Here is an 18868-nt window from a genome sequence, read left to right on the forward strand (position 1 = left end):
GGTGCCGATCACGATGTCGACGGTGCCGTCGGCGAGGCCGGCCAGGACCTCCTTGGCCTCCTTGTCGGTCTGGAAGCGGCTCAGGCCCTTGAGGTTGACCGGGAAGCCGCTCATCCGCTCGGAGAACGTCGAGAAGTGCTGGGTGACCAGCAGCGTGGTGGGCACGAGCACGACGACCTGCTTGCCGTCCTGGACCGCCTTGAAGGCCGCGCGCACGGCGATCTCGGTCTTGCCGTAGCCGACGTCGCCGCACACGAGCCGGTCCATGGGTACGACGCGGCGCATGTCGGCCTTGACCTCCTCGACCGTGCTGAGCTGGTCGGGGGTCTCGTGGAACGGGAAGGCGTCCTCGAGCTCGGTCTGCCACGGGGTGTCGGGGCCGAACGCGTGTCCCTTGGTGGCCTGCCGCGCGGCGTACAGCTTGATCAGCTCGGCCGCGATCTCCCTGACCGCCTTGCGGGCGCGGTTCTTCCGCTTGGTCCAGTCGCCCCCGCCGAGGCGGTCGAGGCTCGGCTGCTCGCCACCGACGTAGCGCGTGACCTGGTCGAGGGAGTCCGCCGGCACGAAGAGCCGGTCCGCGGGAGCACCGCGCTTGGAGGAGCCGTATTCGAGGACGAGGTATTCGCGGGTGGCGCCCTGCACCTCACGCTGCTTCATCTCCACGAAGCGCCCGACACCGTGCTGCTCGTGCACGACGTAGTCGCCGGCCTTGAGCTCGAGCGGGTCGATCTGCTTCTTGCGTCGCGCCGGCATCTTGCGCATGTCGCGGGTCGAGGCCTTCTGCCCCGAGAGGTCCTCCCCGGTGAGCACGGCGATGCGGGCGTCGGCATCGACGAAGCCGTTGACGAGACAGCCCGTCGTCACGGTGACGACGCTGGCGTCGAGCGCGACCTCGCCCTCGACGAGCGCGGCCGCGACGTCGTGCTCGGCGAGCACCTCGACCATGCGCTCGGCGGGACCGTGCCCCTGGTGCACGACGGTGACGCGGAACCCGGCGGTCAGCCAGCCGCGGATGTCAGTGATCGCCCGGTCCATGTCACCGCGGTAGGCCTCGGCTGCTGTCACGGCGAGCGCTCGCGACGTGACGGCCCCGGCAAGTGCGTCGACGTCGGTGACCTGCTCGGCGTCGCTCTCGATCCCGAAGGGGCTGACGGTCCACCAGCCGAGGTGACGCTCGAGAGCGGCCATCCGGACGTCGGCCACGTTGCGGTAGGACGCTGCACCGAGGTCGACCGGTGACTGACCCCCTCCTGCGGCAGCCGCCCAGCTGGCGCCGAGGAACTCCTCGCTCGTCGCCACCAGGTCGTGAGCACGCGTGCGGGCGCGCTCGGGGTCGAGCACCAGCACGGTCGTGTCGTCGGGCAGGAGGTCCACCAGGAGCTCCATCTCCTCCACCAGCACCGGTGCGAGGGACTCCATCCCCTCGACCGCGATGCCGGCGGCGATCTTGTCGGTGAGCTCGAGGAGCTGCGGGTGCGCCTTGCCGAGGTCGGCCGCGCGGCGGCGTACGTCGTCGGTCAGCAGCAGCTCGCGGCACGGCGGCGCCCACAGGCGGTCCAGCGAGTCGAGGGTGCGCTGGTCGGCCACTGCGAACGAGCGGATCTCCTCGACCTCGTCGCCCCAGAACTCCACGCGCAGGGGGTGCTCCTCGGTGGGCGGGAAGACGTCGACGATGCCGCCACGCACCGCGAACTCGCCTCGGCGTTCGACCATGTCGACCCGGGAGTACGCCGCATCCGCCAGCCCACGGACGACGTCGTCCAGCGACACCGACATGCCAGGAGCGAGCTCCACCGGCTCGAGGTCGGCCAGCCCCTTCACCTGCGGCTGCAGGATGGAGCGCACCGGGGCGACGATCACGCGCAGCGGGCCGTTGGTCGGGTTGGTCCCCGGGTGCTTGAGCCGACGCAGGACGGCCAGCCGCCGGCCCACCGTGTCGCTCCGCGGGCTCAACCGCTCATGGGGCAGCGTCTCCCACGACGGGTAGTAGGCCACGGTCGCGGGGTCGACCAGGTCGGCCAGCTCCAGGACCAGGTCCTCGGCCTCACGGGCCGTGGCGGCCACCGCGAGGACGGTCCGGCCCGCGTCGACCAGTCCCTTGATGACGAGCGGCCGCACCGCTGCCGGACCGGTGAGGTCGAGCGCCGGGACGTGACCAGCCACGGCCATGGCCTCTGCCAGCACCGGTCCGCCCAGCACGGCGTCGGCCACCGCGGTCAGCGGAGTCTCGGGGTGTGGCACGGCGACCTCCATCGCGATCCATGGGCGTCCGGCGCACGCGGACAGACCCCCATCCGCTGCGGATGGGGGGAGACTCCCACCATATGTCGATCCCGGACGTTTGCTACCTCCGCCCTTGGGTAGCCTTCCACCGCCGGACCCGGCTTCTGGTCCGATGACATCAGGGCGCCACGGATGCGCCCGCGCGAAAGGGGAACGAAGCCATGCGCTTCAAGCGAATCATCACGGGCCTGGCCGCAGCCGGGCTGCTCGGGCTCACACCACTCGCCGTGTCAGCACCGGCCAACGCAGACGGCCAGACCTACACGCCGAACATCGCCTTCGACATCAGCCCGGCGCAGAGCCTCTACACCTACGGCGACGACTTCTACGTCAGCGGCTCCGTGACGGGTCCCACCGCTGTCGACACCCCCTCCGGGGGCCAGGCGCAGCTCCAGATCTACACCCCGGCCAACCCCGTGTGGACCACGATCGCGACCGACGACAGCCCGGGCTTCCTCTACTTCCCCGGCCCGTGGACCTTCACGTCCAACACGCAGCTCAAGGTCGTCTACACCGGCTTCACCGCGCCGAATGAGTTCTACGACACCTACCTGCCCGGGGAGTCCGCGCCGCTGGCCGTCCCCGTCACGTACAAGCTGAACGCCAAGACGCCGGGCACGAGCATCGTCGGCAAGATCAAGCCGTCCTATGCGAAGAAGAAGGTCATCATCCAGCGCAAGGTCGGCAAGAGCTACAAGAAGTACCGCTCGGTGCGCACCAACAAGAAGAGCCAGTTCCGCGTCAAGCTGCCCACCGGCGCGCGCGGCAAGAAGGTCTTCTTCCGCGTGATCATCAAGGGCAGCTCCGAGATGACGGGCCTGGCAGCCGGGTTCTACACGATCCGTTACTGACGGCTCGGCACCACCCGAACGAGACTCATACGACCCCCGGAGCGCCGGCTCCGGGGGTCAACTCATTCATCCGTGCTGGCCGCCTGCGGGCCCGCCCTGGCCTCCGCCTCGGAGCGCAGGATGCAGAACTCGTTGCCCTCGGGGTCGGCGAGGACCACCCAGCCCGTGCCCGGGCCGTACTGGCCGCGATGGTCGGCCACCTCGGTGGCGCCCCACGCGCGCACGCGCTCGACCTCGTCGTCGCGCGTTCCCTCCCGCGGGCGAAGGTCGAAAATGCATCCGGTTCTTGCCCGACTTGCGATCCGGGACCTCGATGAAGAGGATCTGATGATCGGTGTCCGGGTCACGGATCATGCACTCCTCGTGGCGGGCAGGTTGGGGTCGCCCTCCAGGTCGACGTACCCGAGCAGTGCCTTCCACCACTCGGAGAGCTCGAAGGCGTCGGAGCAGTCAACGGTCGTGTGCGAGACGAGTGAGGTCATGTCGTCAGGCCGGCACTGCCCGACGGAAGCGGCAACGTGTTTGCCCGGACGTAGGCTGGAGCCCGTGAGCCGCGCCGTCTCCCTCACCCTCCTCCTGGTCATGTCCGGGGCGCCCGCGTGCGCGCAGGAGCGCACTTCAGGCCCCACCGCCTCGAGTCGTACGCCGACGACGACCCGGGCGACCGAGTCGGCTGCCGAGATCCCCCGTCGGCCCACCAGCGCCGCCGAGGCGGCCCGCCAGATCCAGAGAGCGCTGCGGATCGTCAAGGACACCGAGGCCACGGCCGACGAGATCGCCTGGGCCGGTCACGCCGAGCAGCTGGCGGTGAGGGAGATCGTCGCCCACCCTCGCTGGCTGCCTCGCGTCCTGGACGACCTCGACGCCTCGATGAGGACGCAGACCCGGGACAACGTGACCGCCCGGCTCGCCTTCAGGTCCATGCACCCGAGCGCCCCCTCCGAGCTCGCGGACGAGCTTCCCGCGTGGCGGATCCTGGCTCCCCCGCCGGCGCTCATCCTGAAGGGCTTCTACCGGGAGGCAGAACGGCGCTACGGCGTCGACTGGGAGTACCTCGCCGCGATCCACCTCGTCGAGACGGCCTTCGGGCGGATCCGCGGGACCTCCGTGGCGGGCGCCCAGGGGCCGATGCAGTTCATGCCGACGACGTGGGACATCTACGGCAACGGTGGCGACATCAACGATCCGCACGACGCCATCCTCGCGGCCGCGCGGCTGCTCCGGGCCAACGGGTTCAGCCGGGACAAGGCCGCCGCGCTCTACCGCTACAACAACTCCTCGGCATACGTCCGGGGCGTCAGCCTGCACGCCGGGGTCATGCAGAGGCGACCGCGTGCCCTCCTCGGCTTCCACTCGTGGCAGGTCTACTACCTGACGCAGCGCGGTGGGGTGTGGCTGGAGGAGGGCTACGCGACGCGGCACCCCATCCCGGTCGACCGCTACCTCGAGAGGCACCCCGAGGCGCTCAGGTAGCCCTGCGGCGTCAGCTCGTCCCGTTGCGCCTGACGAAGTCGAGGATCTGCTCGGCGAGCTCGGGACGGCACACGATGAGGTCGGGCAGCGAGGTCTCGGCCTCGTTGTAGACCAACGCAGACCCGTCCACCCGAGAGCAGTGCAGACCCGCCGCGCGAGCCACGGCCACCGGCGCGGCGTTGTCCCACTGGTACTGCCCGCCGGCGTGGACGTAGGCGTCGGCGAGGTCGCGGACCACGCTCATGACCTTCACGCCGGCCGAACCCATCGGGACGAGCTCGGCGTCGATCTCGGCCGCGAGCGCCTCCACGAAGGCCGGAGGCCGGGTGCGGGAGACCGCGATCCGGGGCCGGTCCGACGTGCGGGGAGGTACGGCGATGGGCGCGCCGGTGCTGAACGTCTCGCCCAACGCCGGCTGGGCCACGGCACCGGCCGTCAGCTCGCCGCCGTCGGCGCCCGTTGCCTCCCAGAGGGCGACGTGCACGGCCCAGTCGTCACGCGGCGGCTCGGAGAACTCGCGGGTGCCGTCGAGCGGGTCGATGATCCACACGCGGTCGGCATCGAGGCGGGCGCGGTCATCGGTCGCCTCCTCGCTCAGGATCGCGTCGCCCGGGCGGTGCTCGGCAAGCAGCCGGGCAAGCAGCTCCTGCGCCGCGGCGTCCCCGGCATCCTTGAGCTCCTTGCCCGTCAGGCCGCTTTCGGAGCGGACCTGGAGAAGCACGTCCCCTGCTCGCTCGGCAGCCCAGACAGCGAAGGCGTGGTCGTCGAGGGCACGGGGATCGGGGGTCGGCTCAGTCACGGCGTCAGCCTAGTGGGCGGCCCAGTGCCGCCTCCTGCCTCGTCCGCGCGGCTCCCTGTCTAGTCCAGGCGTACCCCAGATGGGGTATCGGGCCATTGGGGGGGGTGACGCAGTGGCGTCCCGGGTCTACATTCGGGAGGGCAACCCTCGGGGGGCGCAGCAGGCGGTCCTGAACGAGCACCGCTTCGTGCAGCGAATCGGGTCAGGTGTCGCGGGAACTTGGCTCGCATGAAGGGTGAGGGGGCCGGGGGGCCATGCGACAAGTGATGACGAACAAGACATTCATGGGCTGGCGAGAAGGACTGCTGGTTGCACTGCTCACGGGCGTCCCGGCAGCGATGCTGCTGATGGCCGCCGTAGCGCGGAGCCCGGGCTCGTCGGTCGTGCTGGTGATGACAGGCGCAACCGCCGGCGCGTGCGCGACGTTCTTGCTGCGCCGACAGAAGCTTCGCGACGAGCATCGACGCTCGGCTGCTCTGGAGAGCTCGCTCCTCGAGATGGAGGCCAGCTGGCGCGGCAGCCGCGAGCAGCTGCACGAGATCCGCAGCACGCTCGCCGGTGCGGCGTGCGCCTGCCGGCTGCTGGACGACCACGAGATCAGCGCCGACACGCACGCCCAGCTGGAGCACTCGATCCGCTCGGAGCTGGACCGCCTCGAGCGGCTCGTCTCCGGTTGCCGAACCGACGCGGCGGGACCGGTCGACATCGACGAAACGATCGACGTCCTCCTTGCTTCCCACCGGGCCCAGGGCCGCGCGATCACCTGGGAGCCGACGGGCGCGACGGCGCACGCCCGACCCGACGTAGTGGCAGAAGCCCTGAACATCCTCATCGACAACGCCGCGACGCACGGTGGGGTGGCCAGCACCATCGCGGTGACCCACGACGGGGGACTCGTGGAGATCGCCGTCAGTGACGAGGGTCCCGGCGTGCCCACCGAGTTCCGGGAGCAGATCTTCGACTGGGGTGTCCGGGGCGATGAGTCCCGGGGGCAGGGCATCGGTCTCAACCTGGCTCGCCGGCTCGTCGTCGAGCAGGGTGGTTCCCTCGACCTCGCTGTGCCGAGCACCGCAGGCTCGTCCTTCGTCATCCGCCTGCCCGCGGCACGGCAGTCCGAGGAGAACCATGTCCACGGCTCCGAACCCGCTGCCTAGCACGCGGATCCTCCTCATCGAGGACCATGCGCTGTTCGCGGAGTCCCTCGAGCTGGCGTTGTCCCTCGAGGGCCACGACGTACGCCGCCTGGCACTGCCCGAGGTCGGCGGGTCGATGTCCACCCTGCAGTCTGCGGCCCTACGTTCCGAGGCCCGCATCGCACTCCTGGACCTGGACCTCGGCAGGTTCGGCGACGGGATGACCCTGATCGCGCCGTTGACCCGGGCGGGTGTCCAGGTGGTTGTCGTCACTGCGTCGAGCGACCGGGGTCGCTGGGGTGCCTGCGTCCACGAAGGGGCACGCAAGGTCGTCTCCAAGGTCGGGCCGCTGTCGGAGACGCTCAGCACCGTTCGCCGGCTGCATCTCGGTCTGCCCGTCATGACGAGTGCCGAGACTGTGTTCCTGCTCGACGCCTGGCGCGGCACCCGGATGGTCGACGACGACATGCGCCGCCGGCTCGAGCGCCTCACCCCTCGGGAGAAGGACATCCTCGGCCTCCTGATCGAGGGACACAACGTGCGGCGGATCGCCGAGCTGGGCGTCGTCTCGGAGGCAACCGTGCGCACCCAGGTGAAGTCGATCCTGGCCAAGCTCGAGGTGTCCTCGCAGCTGGCGGCCGTCGGCCTGGCCAACCACGTCATGTGGCAGCACACCCCCTGAACGGAAGGGGCTTGGCCCCATTGGGAGCATTCCCGTGCAGGCGCGCGAGCCTAGGCTCGAGGCACTTCTCGAGCGGTCGGAGAAAGGGGACACCATGGCGCAGGGCACGGTGCCCCCACCCGGCGGCTCGGTCGGTGGCCCGGCGTTGCCCCCAGCCCGACCAGCTCGAACCACGGCCGGGTCGCCGGCGACCCACGGCACCGCAACGACGCGACTCGGCGCGCCTGAACCTGCTTCACGCCTGAAGGACAACGCACCGAGAAGGGCGCCTGATGACCATGACCGTCGCACCCACACCCCGTGGCCCGACACGTGAGAATCGCTGCCGCCCTGCTCGCCTGCCTCCGCATCACAGGGGGCCTGGAGGCTGCCTCCGCCGCACCACCGCCGACCAGCACGCAGAGCCAGCACTGAGCTGAACCTCAGCTGTTGAACCGCTGCTGCGTCTTCTCCAGGCCGACGGTGATCAGCGACTCGACGGCGTCCGCGGCATCCATCACCTGGAAGGCGACGTCCTTCAGCTCGGTCTTCGAGTAGTTGGACAGGACGAAGTCCGCCACCTCCTGGCGCCCCGGCGGGCGTCCGATGCCGGCCCGCACGCGGTAGAAGTCTCCGGTGCCCAGGCTGCTGCGCATCGAGCGCAGGCCGTTGTGGCCGTTGTCGCCCCCTCCGAGCTTGACCCGCAGGGTGTTGAAGGCGATGTCGAGCTCGTCGTGGATGGCGACGATCCGCTCCGGGGGCACCTTGTAGAAGGTCGCCAGCGCCTTGACCGGGCCTCCCAGCTCGTTCATGTAACTCCGCGGGCGAGCGAGCACGACGCGCGGGCCCGGCGTCCCCGGCGGCGTCAGGCGCCCCTCGACGACGTCGGCGCGGCCGGTCTTGTGGGCGCGGAACCCGCTGCCCATGCGGTGGGCGAGCTCGTCGGTCACGAGATAGCCGATGTTGTGGCGGTGTCCCGCGTAGTTCGGGCCGGGGTTGCCCAGGCCGACGATCATCCAGACGTCGTCACTCATGTGGTCATCCTCCCAAGCCGGAACGCGGCGCCTCCAACGCGACTGCGCCGCACCGGAGATCCCGGTGCGGCGCAGACGAACGAAGCGATGGATCACTCCGAGGAGTCGTCGCCCTTGGCGGCGTCGTCGTCGCTCGCCTCGATCGCGGCGGCCTCTTCCTGGGCCTCGGCGATCTCTTCGTCGGACGCGTCGTGCTCGATCCCGAGGTCAGCCTCGGCCTCTTCCAGCTCGGCCTCGAGGGCTTCGGCGGAGATCTGCTGCGTGATGTTGACGATGAGCAGGTCCTCGTCGGCGAGCAGCGTCGTGCCCTCGGGCAGGTCGAGGTCCTTGGCGAGGATCTGGGTGCCCTCGGGCAGACCCTGGACGGACACCTCGAAGAACTCGGGGATGTGGGTGGCCTCGGCCTCGACGGAGATGACGTTGTTCTCGTTCACGACGAGTGTGTCAGGAGCGGCATCGCCCACGACGTGGATCGGCACGTCGACGGTGACCTTCTCGCCCCGGCGGACGGCGACGAAGTCGATGTGCTCGATGACGCGACGGATCGGGTCGACCTGCACGTCCTTGGGGATGGCGAGCTGCTCGGAGCCCTCGATGTCGAGCGCGAGCAGGGCGTTGGCGCCGCCGTGCTTGAGCGCCATCATCGTCTGGTGACCGGGGAGGATCACGTGGACGGGGTCGTTGCCGTGGCCGTAGATGACCGCCGGGATCTTGTTGTCGCGACGGATGCGGCGGGCGGCGCCCTTGCCGAACTCCGAGCGGTTCTCCGTGATGATCTTTTCTGCTTCAGACATGTTCACTCCTCATACGTTCGGCCACGTGCGTTCGGATCGTGGGGCCCCGGAGACGCAGAACGCCACGCTCCCGATCGCGGGCGCGCGGCGTAAGGATCATGGCCGGCCCTGTCGATCACGGAGTGCGAAGCTCCCTCGCCGAGGCAACCTGAGAAGACTAGACCCCGCTCGGGGCTCGGTCGAATCGGCGCGGCAGCCGGGGGGCCGACGAGCTAGATCCGGTCGAGGGTCGCGCCCGTCCGGCTCAGGTGCTCGAACCACCGGATGGCGACGAGCCCGACTGCGACGTACACCACGCCGATCAGGAGCTCGCGGCCGACAAGTCCCTGCACGGCACCCCACGACGCCCCGTCGGCGACCATCCGGCTCGCCTCGATGGCATGGCTCAGCGGGAGGAAGCGTCCGATCGCAGCCATCCAGTGGGGCAGGTCGTCGAGGGCGACGTTGGTGCCCGTGAAGATCAGCAGCACGAGGAACACGACGTTGCCCAAGGTGGCGCCGTCGCGATAGACGAGGTTGACCGCGCCCATCACCAGCCCGATGCCTGCGGTGGCCATGCACCCGACCGCGACCACCAGGCAGACCAGCGGCCACGAGCCTGCGGGGATGTGTGCGTCAAGCAGCCACACCCCGGAGACGATGCCGATCATCGCCGTTCCCCAGCCGTTGACGATCACGGGCAGCGCGCGTCCGAGGAACAGCGGGATCCTCCGGGCCGGGCTGACGAGGACCAGGCCGAGGGTCTGGGCGAAGCGTTCGCCGCCGATGGTGAAGGTCATCGCGAACATGCCCGGGATCGCGGCGTAGTTGAGCGCGTTGCCGATGATGAAGAACTCGTCGTCGCCCACGCCCGCCGCACGTCCGACGTAGGCGAACAGCAGGATCTGCGTGATCGGCCCCAGAAGGGTGGTCGGGACGAAGATCCACGGGTTCATCCAGTTGAAGAGCGCCCGGAAGCTCATCAGGCCACCGATGAAGAAGATGCGCACGCTCGTCATCGCGGTCGCCTCACGTGAGCGCCAGCGTCGCGTTGCGACGGGCGGAGTCGATGAGGCGTACGCCGAGCCACGCCGCCAGGACCGCGTAGGCCAGGCCGACACCCAGGCAGACCGCCAGGTCGAACCACGGGCTCTCCCCCGCTGCTGAGGCTCGCATCGCAGCCACGCCCCACGTCGGGGCCAGCGCCCACGACAGCGGCAGCGCCCAGCCCGGCAGGAACGACAAGGGGACGACGAAGCCGCAGAGCAGCCAGCCGGGATACTCCAGCGCCGAGCCGAGGGCCCACGCGGTGCGGTAGCGCACCACTGTCACCGACAGCAGGAAGCCGAAGAGGGCGATGGTGAACGTCGCCATCAGGATGCTGAGCACGAAACCCGGCCAGTTCTCGACCTGCAGCGGCAGGTCGAAGAGCCACCAGTCCCACAGGATCACCGCGACCACGCTGTAGAGACCGAGGGTGGCCATCGCGAACGTGCTCGGCAGCACGACGAAGGCGAACGGTGTGGGAGCAGCGAGCACGAGCTCCAGGGTCCCGGCCCGTCTCTCTCGCTGCACGAGCGTGGCGGCAGTGGTGGTCTGCGAGGTGAAGATGCCCATGGCAGCCGCGCCGATGCCGGCGAAGAGCATCGCGTCGGGGTCGTTGTTCACGCGGTACACCAGCAACGCCGCGGTGGCGAACATCAGCGGGAAGAAGACCTGCAGGAAGCCCTCGAACGGCGAGAACATCATGACCTTGAGCTGCAGCCGGTAGCAGACCCACAGCTGACGCAGTCGACTCACGCGCCGGCTCCCGTGACCAGCTCGACGTAGGCGTCCTCCAAGGACGGGTCGCGGTGGCTGACACGACCGACGCGGGTATCGCCCATGCGGGCGAGCACGGACTGGGTCACCTCGGTGTCCGGCTCCGAGCCCACGACCAGCACCTGGAGCGGGCCGCGGTCCTCCACGGCGACCGTGCGGACCCCGGCGACGTCGCGCACCGAGTCGACGACCTCGCCCGCGACGCCGTAGGTCTCGACCTCGAGGACCCGGCCGGACGTGACCAGGCGCTTGAGCTCGGCGGGCGTCCCCTCGGCGACGATCTCCCCGGCCCGGATGACGGCGATCCGGTCGCACAGCTCGTCGGCCTCGAACATGTAGTGGGTGGTCAGCAGCACGGTCTTGCCCTGCTCGCGCAACCCGGCGATGGTCGCCCGGAGCTCGCGGGCACCGACCGGGTCGATGCCGATCGACGGCTCGTCGAGGAAGAGGACGTCCGGGTCGTGCAGCAACCCGCGGGCGATGTGGAGCCGCTGGCGCATGCCGCGCGAGTAGCCCTCGACCCGCTCGCCCTCACGACCCGTGAGTCCGACGAGCTCGAGCAGGGAGCCGATGCGCGCCTTCTGGTCGCGGGGCGCGACGCCGTACAGCTCGGAGAAGTAGCGCAGGTTGTCGAGCCCGCTGAGCCGCTCGTAGAGCCCGCGGTCGCCGCCGAAGACGTAGCCGATGCGGCGGCGTACTTCCCGCACGTCGGTGACGACGTCGTGCCCGAGCACCGTAGCGCTGCCCGAGGTCGGGATCAGCAACGTGATCAGCATCTTGATCGTCGTCGTCTTGCCCGCGCCGTTGGGACCGAGCAGCCCGAACAGCTCGCCGGGAGCGATCTCGAAGCTGACGCCCTTGACCGCCTCGACCGTCGTGCGGGTCGGTCGCAGGACGCTGCCCTGCTTGGTCTTGAACGTACGGCGCAGATCGCGCGCTTCTACTGCTGCAGTTCCCCCGGTGGCTGACACCGGAGGGAGGCTACAGCAGGCTCACGCGTGCCCGTCGAACATGCTCGTGACCGAGCCGTCCTCAAAGACCTCGCGAATCGCGCGGGCGATCAGCGGGGCGATCGAGAGCGTCGTGAGCTTGTCGAACTGTTTGTCGTCGGGGATCGGCAGGGTGTTGGTCACCACGATCTCGATCGCGCTGGAGTTCTTGAGGCGGTCCACCGCGGGGTCGCTGAGGATGGGGTGGGTCGCCGCGATGATGACGCCGGCTGCCCCGTCGGCCACGCAGGCCTCGGCAGCCTTCACGATCGTGCCGCCGGTGTCGATCATGTCGTCGGTCAGGATGCAGATGCGGCCGGTGACGTCACCCACGACGCGGTTGGCGACGACCTCGTTGGCGACGTCGGTGCGACGCGTCTTGTGAATGAAGGCCAGCGGCACTCCCCCGAGCCGAGCCGACCAGCGCTCGGCGACCTTGATCCGGCCGGCGTCCGGCGAGACGACGGCGAGCCGCTGGTCGCCGTACTTCTCCTTGACGTAGTCGGTCATGATCGGCAGGGCCATCAGGTGGTCGACGGGGCCGTCGAAGAAGCCCTGGATCTGGTCGGCGTGCAGGTCGACGGTGATCAGCCGGTCGGCGCCGGCGGTCTTGAAGAGGTCGGCCATCAGGCGGGCCGAGATCGGCTCGCGGCCGCGGTGCTTCTTGTCCTGGCGGGCGTAGCCGTAGAAGGGCATGACCACGGTGATCCGCTTGGCGCTGGCCCGCTTGAGCGCGTCGACCATGAGCAGGTGCTCCATGATCCACTCGTTGATCGGCGAGGTGTGGCTCTGGATCACGAAGGCGTCACACCCGCGGACCGACTCCTCGTAGCGGACGTAGATCTCGCCGTTGGCGAACTCGTAGGCCGACTGCGGCACGAGCCCGCAGTCGAGGAGCTCGACGACCTCGTTGGCCAGCGTGGGGTGCGCCCGCCCACTGAAGACCATGAGGTTCTTCTCGGTGGTCTTCTTCATTCCGCTCACGAGCTGCGACTCCTCGTTCAGGGGTGGGTGTCGACGTCAGGATTCTGACGCACCGGGGCCGTCTTCCCTAACGGCGGGGTCCCCTGCGTGAGACACCTGGTGTTCACCCGCGCGTGTCGCAGCGTCTGCTTGCGCCGTACCGGGGCGTTTCGACTGGGCCCAGCCCTCGAGGTTGCGCTGTGGCGCAGCGCTCACCGCGAGCGCCCCGGGGGGTACGTCGCGGCGTACTGTCGTGCCGCCAGCGGTCCCCGCTCCGTCGCCGATGCTCACGGGCGCGACGAAGGTGTTGTTGGAGCCGGTCTTCGCGTGCCGGCCGACGACCGTGCGGTGCTTGTTGACGCCGTCGTAGTTGGCGAAGATCGTGCCGGCGCCGATGTTGGTGCCCTCGCCGATCTCGGCGTCGCCCACGTAGGACAGGTGGGGAACCTTCGCGCCCTCGCCGATCTGGGCGTTCTTGGTCTCGACGAAGGTGCCGATCTTGCCCTTCGCGCCGAGCTGGGTGCCGGGGCGCAGGTGGGCGAACGGCCCGACGGTGGCGCCCTCCCCCACGACCGCCAGCTCGCCGTGCGTCCGTACGACGCGTGCCTCCCGGCCGATCTCGCAGTCCTTGAGAGTGGTGTCCGGACCGACCACGGCGTCCTCGCGGACGAGCGTCGCACCGAGGAGCTGGGTGCCGGGCAGGATCGTCACGTCGCGCTCCAGCACGACGTCGGCCTCGATCCAGGTGGTCGCCGGGTCCATGACCGTGACGCCCTGCCGCATCCACTCGGTGACGATGCGCTGGTTCATCTTGCGGCCGAGCTCGGCGAGCTGGGCACGGTCGTTGGCACCCTCGGTCTGGGTGACGTCCTCGATCATGTGGGCGCCCACCGTGAGCCCGGCGTCGCGAGCGAGGTGGACGGTGTCGGGCAGGTAGTACTCGCCGTTGGCGTTGTCGTTGGAGATGCGGGGCAGCGCGTCGACGAGGAACTCCGCGTCGAAGGCGAAGATCCCCGAGCTGATCTCGCTGATCTCCCGCTGCTCCGGCGTTGCGTCCTTCTCCTCCACGATCGCCTCGACGTCGCCCTCGGCGTTGCGGAGGATGCGGCCGTAGCCGAAGGGCTTGGCGACGTCACCGCTGAGGATCGAGACAGCCCGCTGAGCCGCCTCGTGCTCCGCCACGAAGGCGCGCAAGCTGTCGCCCTGCAGCATGGGTGTGTCACCTGCCGTGACGACGACCGTCCCCGTGGTCGTGCCCGCCGCCTCGAGGGCGACCCGCACCGCATGGGCGGTCCCCTCCTGGGTCTCCTGGACAGCGAGGAGCACGTCGGGCAGCAGGTCGGTGATGTGCGCGCCCACCTGTTCTCGCTGATGACCCACGACGGCCACGATCCGTGACGGCTCGACCGCCTGCACGGCCCGCAGGACGTGGCCGATCATCGACAGGCCACAGACGGGGTGCAGCACCTTCATCGTCTTCGACTTCATGCGGGTGCCGCCGCCCGCGGCGAGCACGATCACGGTGAGGTTGTCCATGAACTGCAGTCTGCCAGCGTCGGCCGGCGACGGAGCCGTTCGGGCATGATGAGGTCATGGACGACGCGGCGTACGTGCGGGAGCTGTTCGCGATCCTTGCCGACCCCTCGCCCACCGGCATCGACCCTGCCGACCCCTACGGCCAAGGCCGTGACCGAATCGACCGTTACGACGGCTTCGGCCGCGACCTTCGTGTGACCTCAGCGATTCTGGTGCCTGGTGAGCACGGCACCCTGGTGGAGATCGGCTACGAGCTGGATCGCGGATCGCCCCGAGCTGGCCAGCGTGCCTCGCCAGAACGCCGTCCAGCTGCCTGTCTCTGCGGAGCGGCGTCCGGCGAGCAACCTCGACGACCCGGCCGACTACGCGCCCGTGGTCGCGCGCGAGCTGATGTCGTCGGCCCACCGACATGTCTCCGCACACCGGTCACCAGCCACCGAACTGTGCGACACGGTCGCCGGTGAGCACTGGCCCGTGCTCATCGAACACCTCGGCCACGAAGGGACGGTCCGGGAGCTCCCGTCCGGTCGGATCGAGGTGACCCAGATCAGGGGCGGTCGCACAGGCGAGGTCCTGACGGTGCTCCTCACCCCCGCCCAGTGGGAGCTCGTCATGAGGCGTCACGTCGGTCCTGTGCCGTCCGACTACTTCGCCGACCTCCTCGGACCGCGGGAGCGCAACGAGCTGTTCCTCGTCTTCTGGGACGGCGACCTCGAACGGTCGGTGCGCGAAGCACTCCCGCCCGTCCGCCCGTGGCGCCCTGTCCAGGTCGTCCCGGGCGGGTACTGGACCGCTCACCGCCCGGACGCTCGGCGCGGTGAATGACCGACAGTTCGACACCGCCCGCGACGCCGACGCCCGTCGTGCGAGGAACTTCCACCCGCTGAAGTGGAAGTAGCGGCTGGTCCTGGCACGGTCCGGCCCGCGGTGAGGGCCGGGCCGGGGCGATCCCCGATGGGTGCAGGGGCTCGCGACCGCTAGCGTGACGTGCGTGACGGGGACAGCAGCACCAGTGATCGACACCAGCGGCATCACCATGCGCTTCGGCACGGTCGAGGCGCTGACCGCGCTCGACATCTCCGTCGGCGACGGCGTGACGGGCCTCGTGGGTGCCAACGGCGCGGGGAAGTCGACGCTGATCAAGATCCTGCTCGGGCTGCTCGAGCCCACGAGCGGGACGGCACACGTCCTCGGCCACGACATCGCGACCGAGAGCGCAGAGATCCGCCGGCTCGTCGGCTACATGCCCGAGCACGACTGCCTGCCACCCGACGTCAGCGCCAGCGACTTCATCGTCCACATGGCCCGGATGTCGGGCCTCCCTGCGACCGCCGCCCGCGAGCGCGCCGCCGACACGTTGCGTCACGTGGGGCTGGACGAGGAGCGCTACCGCCAGATGGGGGGCTACTCCACCGGCATGAAGCAGCGCGCCAAGCTCGCCCAGGCTCTCGTGCACGACCCGAGCCTGGTGTTCCTCGACGAGCCCACCAACGGCCTCGACCCCGCGGCACGCATCGACATGCTGCAGCTGGTGCAGCGGATCGGTCGCGACTTCGGCATCGCGGTTCTCGTGACGTCGCACCTGCTCGGTGAGCTCGAGAAGGTGAGCGACCACGTCATCGTCCTGGACGGCGGGCGGCTGCTCCAGTCGTCTGCCACCTCCGACTTCACCCAGCACACGGGCGGGCTGCTCGTCGAGGTCTTGGGCGGGGACGCCGAGCGCGACGCCTTCGGTGAGGCGCTGGCCAGGACCGGCCTGACCTGCCGTCCGAGGGGTCAGCTCGTCGCCGTCGATCCGCCGCCAAGGGACCTGTCCCTCCACGCGCTCGTGCGCGACACCGCTGCCGACCTGGGCCTCGGCCTGGTCCGGATCCAGCCCGACCAGGCGCACCTCGAAGACGTGTTCCTCACCCAGGGAGCCACTCATGGCTGAGCGCACCGGAGTCATCCACGACATCGGCTATCGCGGCTACGACGGACCTCGCGAGGGCACTGGCGCGCTGGCGCTCACCCTCTACGTCACTGGCCTGCGCCACGCCTTCGGCCTGGGCAGATCGGGGCGGTCCAAGGTGCTCCCGTTCCTGCTCCTCGGACTGGGGGTGGTGCCCGCCGTCATCGTCGTGGGCGTGGTGACGATGGTCAGGCTCAACAGCCTTCCCGTGTCGTACGCCGCCTACCTGGGCCAGATCCAGATGCTGGTCACGCTCTTCGCCGCCGCCCAGGCGCCGGTGCTCTTCTCCCGGGACCTGCGCCATCGCTCCATCGTGCTCTACCTCGCCCGACCGCTGCCGCCGGCACTCTTCGCGCTGACCCGCTGGGCCTCGCTCGCCAGCGCGATCCTCGTCTTCACCCTGCTGCCGACGCTCGTGTTGTACGGCGGCGGGTTGCTGGCCGGGCTCGACACGGGCGACGAGACGCCCGTGTTCCTCAGGTCGGTGGCGCTCCAGCTGATGCTCGCCGCCCTCCTTGCGGGGATCACGGGTCTCATCTCCTCGGTGGCCCTTCGCCGGGGCTTCGCCGTGGTGGCGTCCATCCTGGCCCTCATCGTGGTGGCCGGCGTCGTGCTGATCGTGCAGGAGATCGCCGCCTATGAAGGCATCGAGGCCGTGGGCGAGATCGCCGGGCTCTTCTCCCCCTGGGCCCTGCACAACGGCTTGGCGCAGGCGTGGGAGGCGGGCGGACGCTCCACGATCGTGCTCACCGATGCCTGGGCGTGGACCTACCTCGCGACCGCCCTCGTCGTGTGTGCCGCCTGCCTGGCCCTGCTCGTACGCCGCTTCGTGAAGGTGGGCTCACGATGAGCACGATTGTCCTGGACAAGGTGTCGCGCTGGTTCGGCAACGTCGTCGCCGTCAACGACGTCGCGATGACCATCGGCCCGGGCGTCACCGGGCTCCTCGGCCCCAACGGTGCCGGCAAGACGACCCTGATGGCGATGATGGCCGGCTTCCTGCCGCCGTCCTCGGGGACGGTCACGCTCGACGGCGAGCCCGTATGGCGGCATACCGACGCCTACAAGCTGATCGGCCTGGTGCCGGAGCGGGAGCTGAGCTTCGGCTATCTCACCGGGCGGCAGTTCATCCGGGCCAACGCCGACCTGCACCGCCTGCCCGACGCGGCCGCCGCCACCGAGCGGATCCTCGGCGTCGTGGACATGGTCGAACCGGCTGCACGGCGGCTCGACACCTACTCCAAGGGCATGCGGCAACGCGTCAAGATCGCGGCCGCCCTCGTCCACGACCCCGCGGTGCTGCTGCTCGACGAGCCCTTCAACGGCGTCGACCCGCGCCAACGCATGCACCTGATGGACCTGCTCCGCCAGCTGGGCGAGGAGGGGCGAACCGTGCTCTTCAGCTCGCACATCCTCGAAGAGGTCGAGCGGCTGGCGCGCCACATCGAGGTCGTCGTCTCCGGGCGACACGCGGCCTCCGGCGACTTCGGTGCGATCCGGAAGCTGATGACCGACCGGCCGGTTCGCTACTCGATCACGTCCAGCGACGACCGGGCACTGGCCGCCGTACTCATGGCGCGTCCCTCCGTGCAGGCGGTCAGCCTGGATCCACGTGGCGGCCTGGAGGTGCGGGTCAACGACCTCGGGACGTTCGCCACCGAGCTTCCCGCGCTGACACGCAGCCACGACCTGTCGCTGTTCGAGCTCTCCCCCAGCGACGAGTCGCTGGAGAGCGTCTTTGCCTACCTGGTCGACCGATGAAGGTGCCGAAATGAACGCCACGATCGTCAAGCTCGCGCTGCAGGCACTCCTGGGTCGGCGGCGCTTCTGGCTGCTGCTGGGCCTGCCGCTCGCGCTCATCGGGCTGACCGTGCTGATCAGCTCGCTGTCATCGGACGGCGAGGCCGCGTGGCCGATGGTCAGCTTCCTCGGCTATCCCTTGGTGCTGCCGCTGGTGGCGATCCTCGCGGCCTCCTCGGTGCTGGGTCCGGAGGTCGACGACGGTTCGATCGTCTACCTGCTGTCGAAGCCGGTGAGCCGCCACGTCATCGCAGTCTCCAAGTGGGTGGTCGCCTGGACCGCAACCGTGGGGGTCGGCTCGTTGGGGGTGCTTGCTGCCGCTCTGATTGCCGGTGGTGGTGACCGGGCCCTGGCCTGGTGGATCGCCGCCCTCGTGGCGGGGACGACCTACTCGGCGCTCTTCCTTGCCCTGTCCGCCTTCACCCGGCACGCCGTCGTGGCCGGCTTGATCTTCGTGCTGATCTGGGAAGGCCTCGCCGGTGGCTTCCTCAGCGGCGTCGCCTGGCTCAGCGTCGGGCAGTGGGGCATCCGCGTCGGCCACGAGATCTCGTCGCTGCTCGACGACCCGGCCAACCTGCCCTGGGCCGTCATCGCCAGTCTCGTCGTCACGATCGGTGGGGTCTGGTTCGCCGGCGACCGGCTGCGGTCGTTCGCCCTCACCGAGGACGAGTAGCCGACGTAGCGCGGCTTCTGGTCTGGACCGTCTTCCACAACTGGGTGACGGTTCATCCATTCCGCTTCGGAACCCGCGCACGGCGTTACTTTCGCGACGACGGGGTCACGCACGGTGGTCCCGCAGCC

General features: G+C 69.7%; 20 protein-coding genes. 9 read left to right on the plus strand and 11 right to left on the minus strand.

The window, feature by feature from the left end; genetic code table 11:
* Positions 1 to 2169 (minus strand): CarD family transcriptional regulator (locus JWN68_RS12550; protein ID WP_297739429.1); only part of this gene is annotated, 2169 nt, incomplete at its 3' end.
* 275 nt (positions 2170 to 2444) lie between these two features.
* Here JWN68_RS12550 and JWN68_RS12555 point away from each other — a divergent pair.
* Positions 2445 to 3134 carry a hypothetical protein gene (locus JWN68_RS12555; protein ID WP_297739346.1) on the plus strand — a complete coding sequence of 230 codons (690 nt, stop codon included), beginning with the start codon at positions 2445 to 2447 and terminating at the stop codon, positions 3132 to 3134.
* 62 nt (positions 3135 to 3196) lie between these two features.
* Here the strand turns inward: JWN68_RS12555 and JWN68_RS12560 are convergent, their stop codons facing one another.
* Positions 3197 to 3358: a VOC family protein gene (locus JWN68_RS12560; RefSeq protein ID WP_297739349.1), complete on the minus strand. Its 162-nt coding sequence runs from the start codon at positions 3356 to 3358 to the stop codon at positions 3197 to 3199.
* Between the two features lie 126 nt (positions 3359 to 3484).
* Positions 3485 to 3616 carry a hypothetical protein gene (locus JWN68_RS12565; RefSeq protein WP_297739352.1) on the minus strand — a complete coding sequence of 44 codons (132 nt, stop codon included), beginning with the start codon at positions 3614 to 3616 and terminating at the stop codon, positions 3485 to 3487.
* A 64-nt stretch (positions 3617 to 3680) separates the two neighbouring features.
* On the opposite strand from JWN68_RS12565, the gene JWN68_RS12570 reads away from it, so the two are divergent.
* Positions 3681 to 4607 (plus strand): lytic murein transglycosylase, encoded by a 927-nt coding sequence (locus JWN68_RS12570; RefSeq protein WP_297739354.1) that lies wholly within the window; start codon positions 3681 to 3683, stop codon positions 4605 to 4607.
* A 10-nt stretch (positions 4608 to 4617) separates the two neighbouring features.
* Here the strand turns inward: JWN68_RS12570 and JWN68_RS12575 are convergent, their stop codons facing one another.
* Positions 4618 to 5406: a 3'(2'),5'-bisphosphate nucleotidase CysQ gene (locus tag JWN68_RS12575; RefSeq protein WP_297739357.1), complete on the minus strand. Its 789-nt coding sequence runs from the start codon at positions 5404 to 5406 to the stop codon at positions 4618 to 4620.
* A gap of 266 nt (positions 5407 to 5672) precedes the next feature.
* On the opposite strand from JWN68_RS12575, the gene JWN68_RS12580 reads away from it, so the two are divergent.
* Both JWN68_RS12580 and JWN68_RS12585 read left to right on the plus strand, forming a co-directional pair.
* Positions 5673 to 6560 (plus strand): HAMP domain-containing sensor histidine kinase, encoded by an 888-nt coding sequence (locus JWN68_RS12580; protein ID WP_297739360.1) that lies wholly within the window; start codon positions 5673 to 5675, stop codon positions 6558 to 6560.
* Positions 6532 to 7221, plus strand: coding sequence for a response regulator transcription factor (locus tag JWN68_RS12585; RefSeq protein ID WP_297739363.1), 690 nt, complete (start codon positions 6532 to 6534; stop codon positions 7219 to 7221). Before JWN68_RS12580 ends, JWN68_RS12585 begins: the two co-directional genes overlap by 29 nt.
* 422 nt (positions 7222 to 7643) lie before the next feature.
* Here the strand turns inward: JWN68_RS12585 and pth are convergent, their stop codons facing one another.
* The 7 genes from pth to glmU all read right to left on the minus strand — a co-directional run bounded on the left by pth (position 7644) and on the right by glmU (position 14316).
* The gene (gene pth / locus JWN68_RS12590) at positions 7644 to 8234 is read right to left on the minus strand and encodes an aminoacyl-tRNA hydrolase (RefSeq protein ID WP_297739365.1); all 591 of its coding nucleotides are present in this window, start codon (positions 8232 to 8234) and stop codon (positions 7644 to 7646) included.
* 92 nt (positions 8235 to 8326) lie between these two features.
* Entirely contained in the window at positions 8327 to 9028 is a 702-nt protein-coding gene (locus JWN68_RS12595) for a 50S ribosomal protein L25/general stress protein Ctc (protein ID WP_297739367.1), read from the minus strand.
* A gap of 212 nt (positions 9029 to 9240) precedes the next feature.
* Positions 9241 to 10026, minus strand: a complete 786-nt coding sequence (locus tag JWN68_RS12600; RefSeq protein ID WP_297739370.1) for an ABC transporter permease — start codon at positions 10024 to 10026, stop codon at positions 9241 to 9243.
* Between the two features lie 10 nt (positions 10027 to 10036).
* Positions 10037 to 10807, minus strand: coding sequence for an ABC transporter permease (locus tag JWN68_RS12605; RefSeq protein ID WP_297739373.1), 771 nt, complete (start codon positions 10805 to 10807; stop codon positions 10037 to 10039).
* Complete coding sequence (locus JWN68_RS12610) at positions 10804 to 11799, minus strand: ABC transporter ATP-binding protein (protein WP_297739376.1); 996 nt, start codon at positions 11797 to 11799, stop codon at positions 10804 to 10806. The genes JWN68_RS12605 and JWN68_RS12610 overlap by 4 nt, the downstream gene beginning before the upstream one ends.
* 21 nt (positions 11800 to 11820) lie before the next feature.
* On the minus strand, positions 11821 to 12792 hold the full coding sequence (locus JWN68_RS12615) for a ribose-phosphate diphosphokinase (RefSeq protein WP_366519801.1): 972 nt from the start codon (positions 12790 to 12792) through the stop codon (positions 11821 to 11823).
* A gap of 45 nt (positions 12793 to 12837) precedes the next feature.
* The gene (gene glmU, locus JWN68_RS12620; protein WP_297739383.1) at positions 12838 to 14316 is read right to left on the minus strand and encodes a bifunctional UDP-N-acetylglucosamine diphosphorylase/glucosamine-1-phosphate N-acetyltransferase GlmU; all 1479 of its coding nucleotides are present in this window, start codon (positions 14314 to 14316) and stop codon (positions 12838 to 12840) included.
* 285 nt (positions 14317 to 14601) lie between these two features.
* On the opposite strand from glmU, the gene JWN68_RS12625 reads away from it, so the two are divergent.
* The 5 genes from JWN68_RS12625 (at position 14602) to JWN68_RS12645 (ending at position 18740) form a co-directional block, all read left to right on the plus strand.
* Positions 14602 to 15141: a hypothetical protein gene (locus JWN68_RS12625; RefSeq protein ID WP_297739385.1), complete on the plus strand. Its 540-nt coding sequence runs from the start codon at positions 14602 to 14604 to the stop codon at positions 15139 to 15141.
* A 166-nt stretch (positions 15142 to 15307) separates the two neighbouring features.
* The gene (locus tag JWN68_RS12630; RefSeq protein ID WP_297739387.1) at positions 15308 to 16249 is read left to right on the plus strand and encodes an ABC transporter ATP-binding protein; all 942 of its coding nucleotides are present in this window, start codon (positions 15308 to 15310) and stop codon (positions 16247 to 16249) included.
* A complete protein-coding gene (locus tag JWN68_RS12635) occupies positions 16242 to 17117 on the plus strand; it encodes an ABC transporter permease (RefSeq protein WP_297739390.1) in 876 nt (291 codons plus the stop codon). Before JWN68_RS12630 ends, JWN68_RS12635 begins: the two co-directional genes overlap by 8 nt.
* Positions 17114 to 18028: an ABC transporter ATP-binding protein gene (locus JWN68_RS12640; protein ID WP_297739394.1), complete on the plus strand. Its 915-nt coding sequence runs from the start codon at positions 17114 to 17116 to the stop codon at positions 18026 to 18028. The genes JWN68_RS12635 and JWN68_RS12640 overlap by 4 nt, the downstream gene beginning before the upstream one ends.
* Positions 18029 to 18038: 10 nt before the next feature.
* Positions 18039 to 18740, plus strand: coding sequence for an ABC transporter permease subunit (locus JWN68_RS12645; protein WP_297739398.1), 702 nt, complete (start codon positions 18039 to 18041; stop codon positions 18738 to 18740).
* The last annotated feature ends 128 nt before the right edge of the window (positions 18741 to 18868 follow it).

This window comes from Nocardioides sp. (genome assembly GCF_025964975.1).
In the GTDB taxonomy this organism is placed as follows: Bacteria; Actinomycetota; Actinomycetes; order Propionibacteriales; family Nocardioidaceae; genus Nocardioides.

Bases quoted from the DNA above. Each gene is read 5' to 3' on its own strand.
- JWN68_RS12615 (WP_366519801.1), bottom strand. From the start codon at position 12,792: ATGAAGAAGACCACCGAGAAGAACCTCATGGTCTTCAGTGGGCGGGCG.
- JWN68_RS12645 (WP_297739398.1), top strand. From the start codon at position 18,039: ATGAACGCCACGATCGTCAAGCTCGCGCTGCAGGCACTCCTGGGTCGG.
- JWN68_RS12640 (WP_297739394.1), top strand. From the start codon at position 17,114: ATGAGCACGATTGTCCTGGACAAGGTGTCGCGCTGGTTCGGCAACGTC.
- pth (WP_297739365.1), bottom strand. From the start codon at position 8,234: ATGAGTGACGACGTCTGGATGATCGTCGGCCTGGGCAACCCCGGCCCG.
- JWN68_RS12635 (WP_297739390.1), top strand. From the start codon at position 16,242: ATGGCTGAGCGCACCGGAGTCATCCACGACATCGGCTATCGCGGCTAC.
- JWN68_RS12585 (WP_297739363.1), top strand. From the start codon at position 6,532: ATGTCCACGGCTCCGAACCCGCTGCCTAGCACGCGGATCCTCCTCATC.
- JWN68_RS12555 (WP_297739346.1), top strand. From the start codon at position 2,445: ATGCGCTTCAAGCGAATCATCACGGGCCTGGCCGCAGCCGGGCTGCTC.
- JWN68_RS12600 (WP_297739370.1), bottom strand. From the start codon at position 10,026: ATGACGAGCGTGCGCATCTTCTTCATCGGTGGCCTGATGAGCTTCCGG.
- JWN68_RS12580 (WP_297739360.1), top strand. From the start codon at position 5,673: ATGACGAACAAGACATTCATGGGCTGGCGAGAAGGACTGCTGGTTGCA.
- glmU (WP_297739383.1), bottom strand. From the start codon at position 14,316: ATGGACAACCTCACCGTGATCGTGCTCGCCGCGGGCGGCGGCACCCGC.
- JWN68_RS12595 (WP_297739367.1), bottom strand. From the start codon at position 9,028: ATGTCTGAAGCAGAAAAGATCATCACGGAGAACCGCTCGGAGTTCGGC.
- JWN68_RS12565 (WP_297739352.1), bottom strand. From the start codon at position 3,616: ATGACCTCACTCGTCTCGCACACGACCGTTGACTGCTCCGACGCCTTC.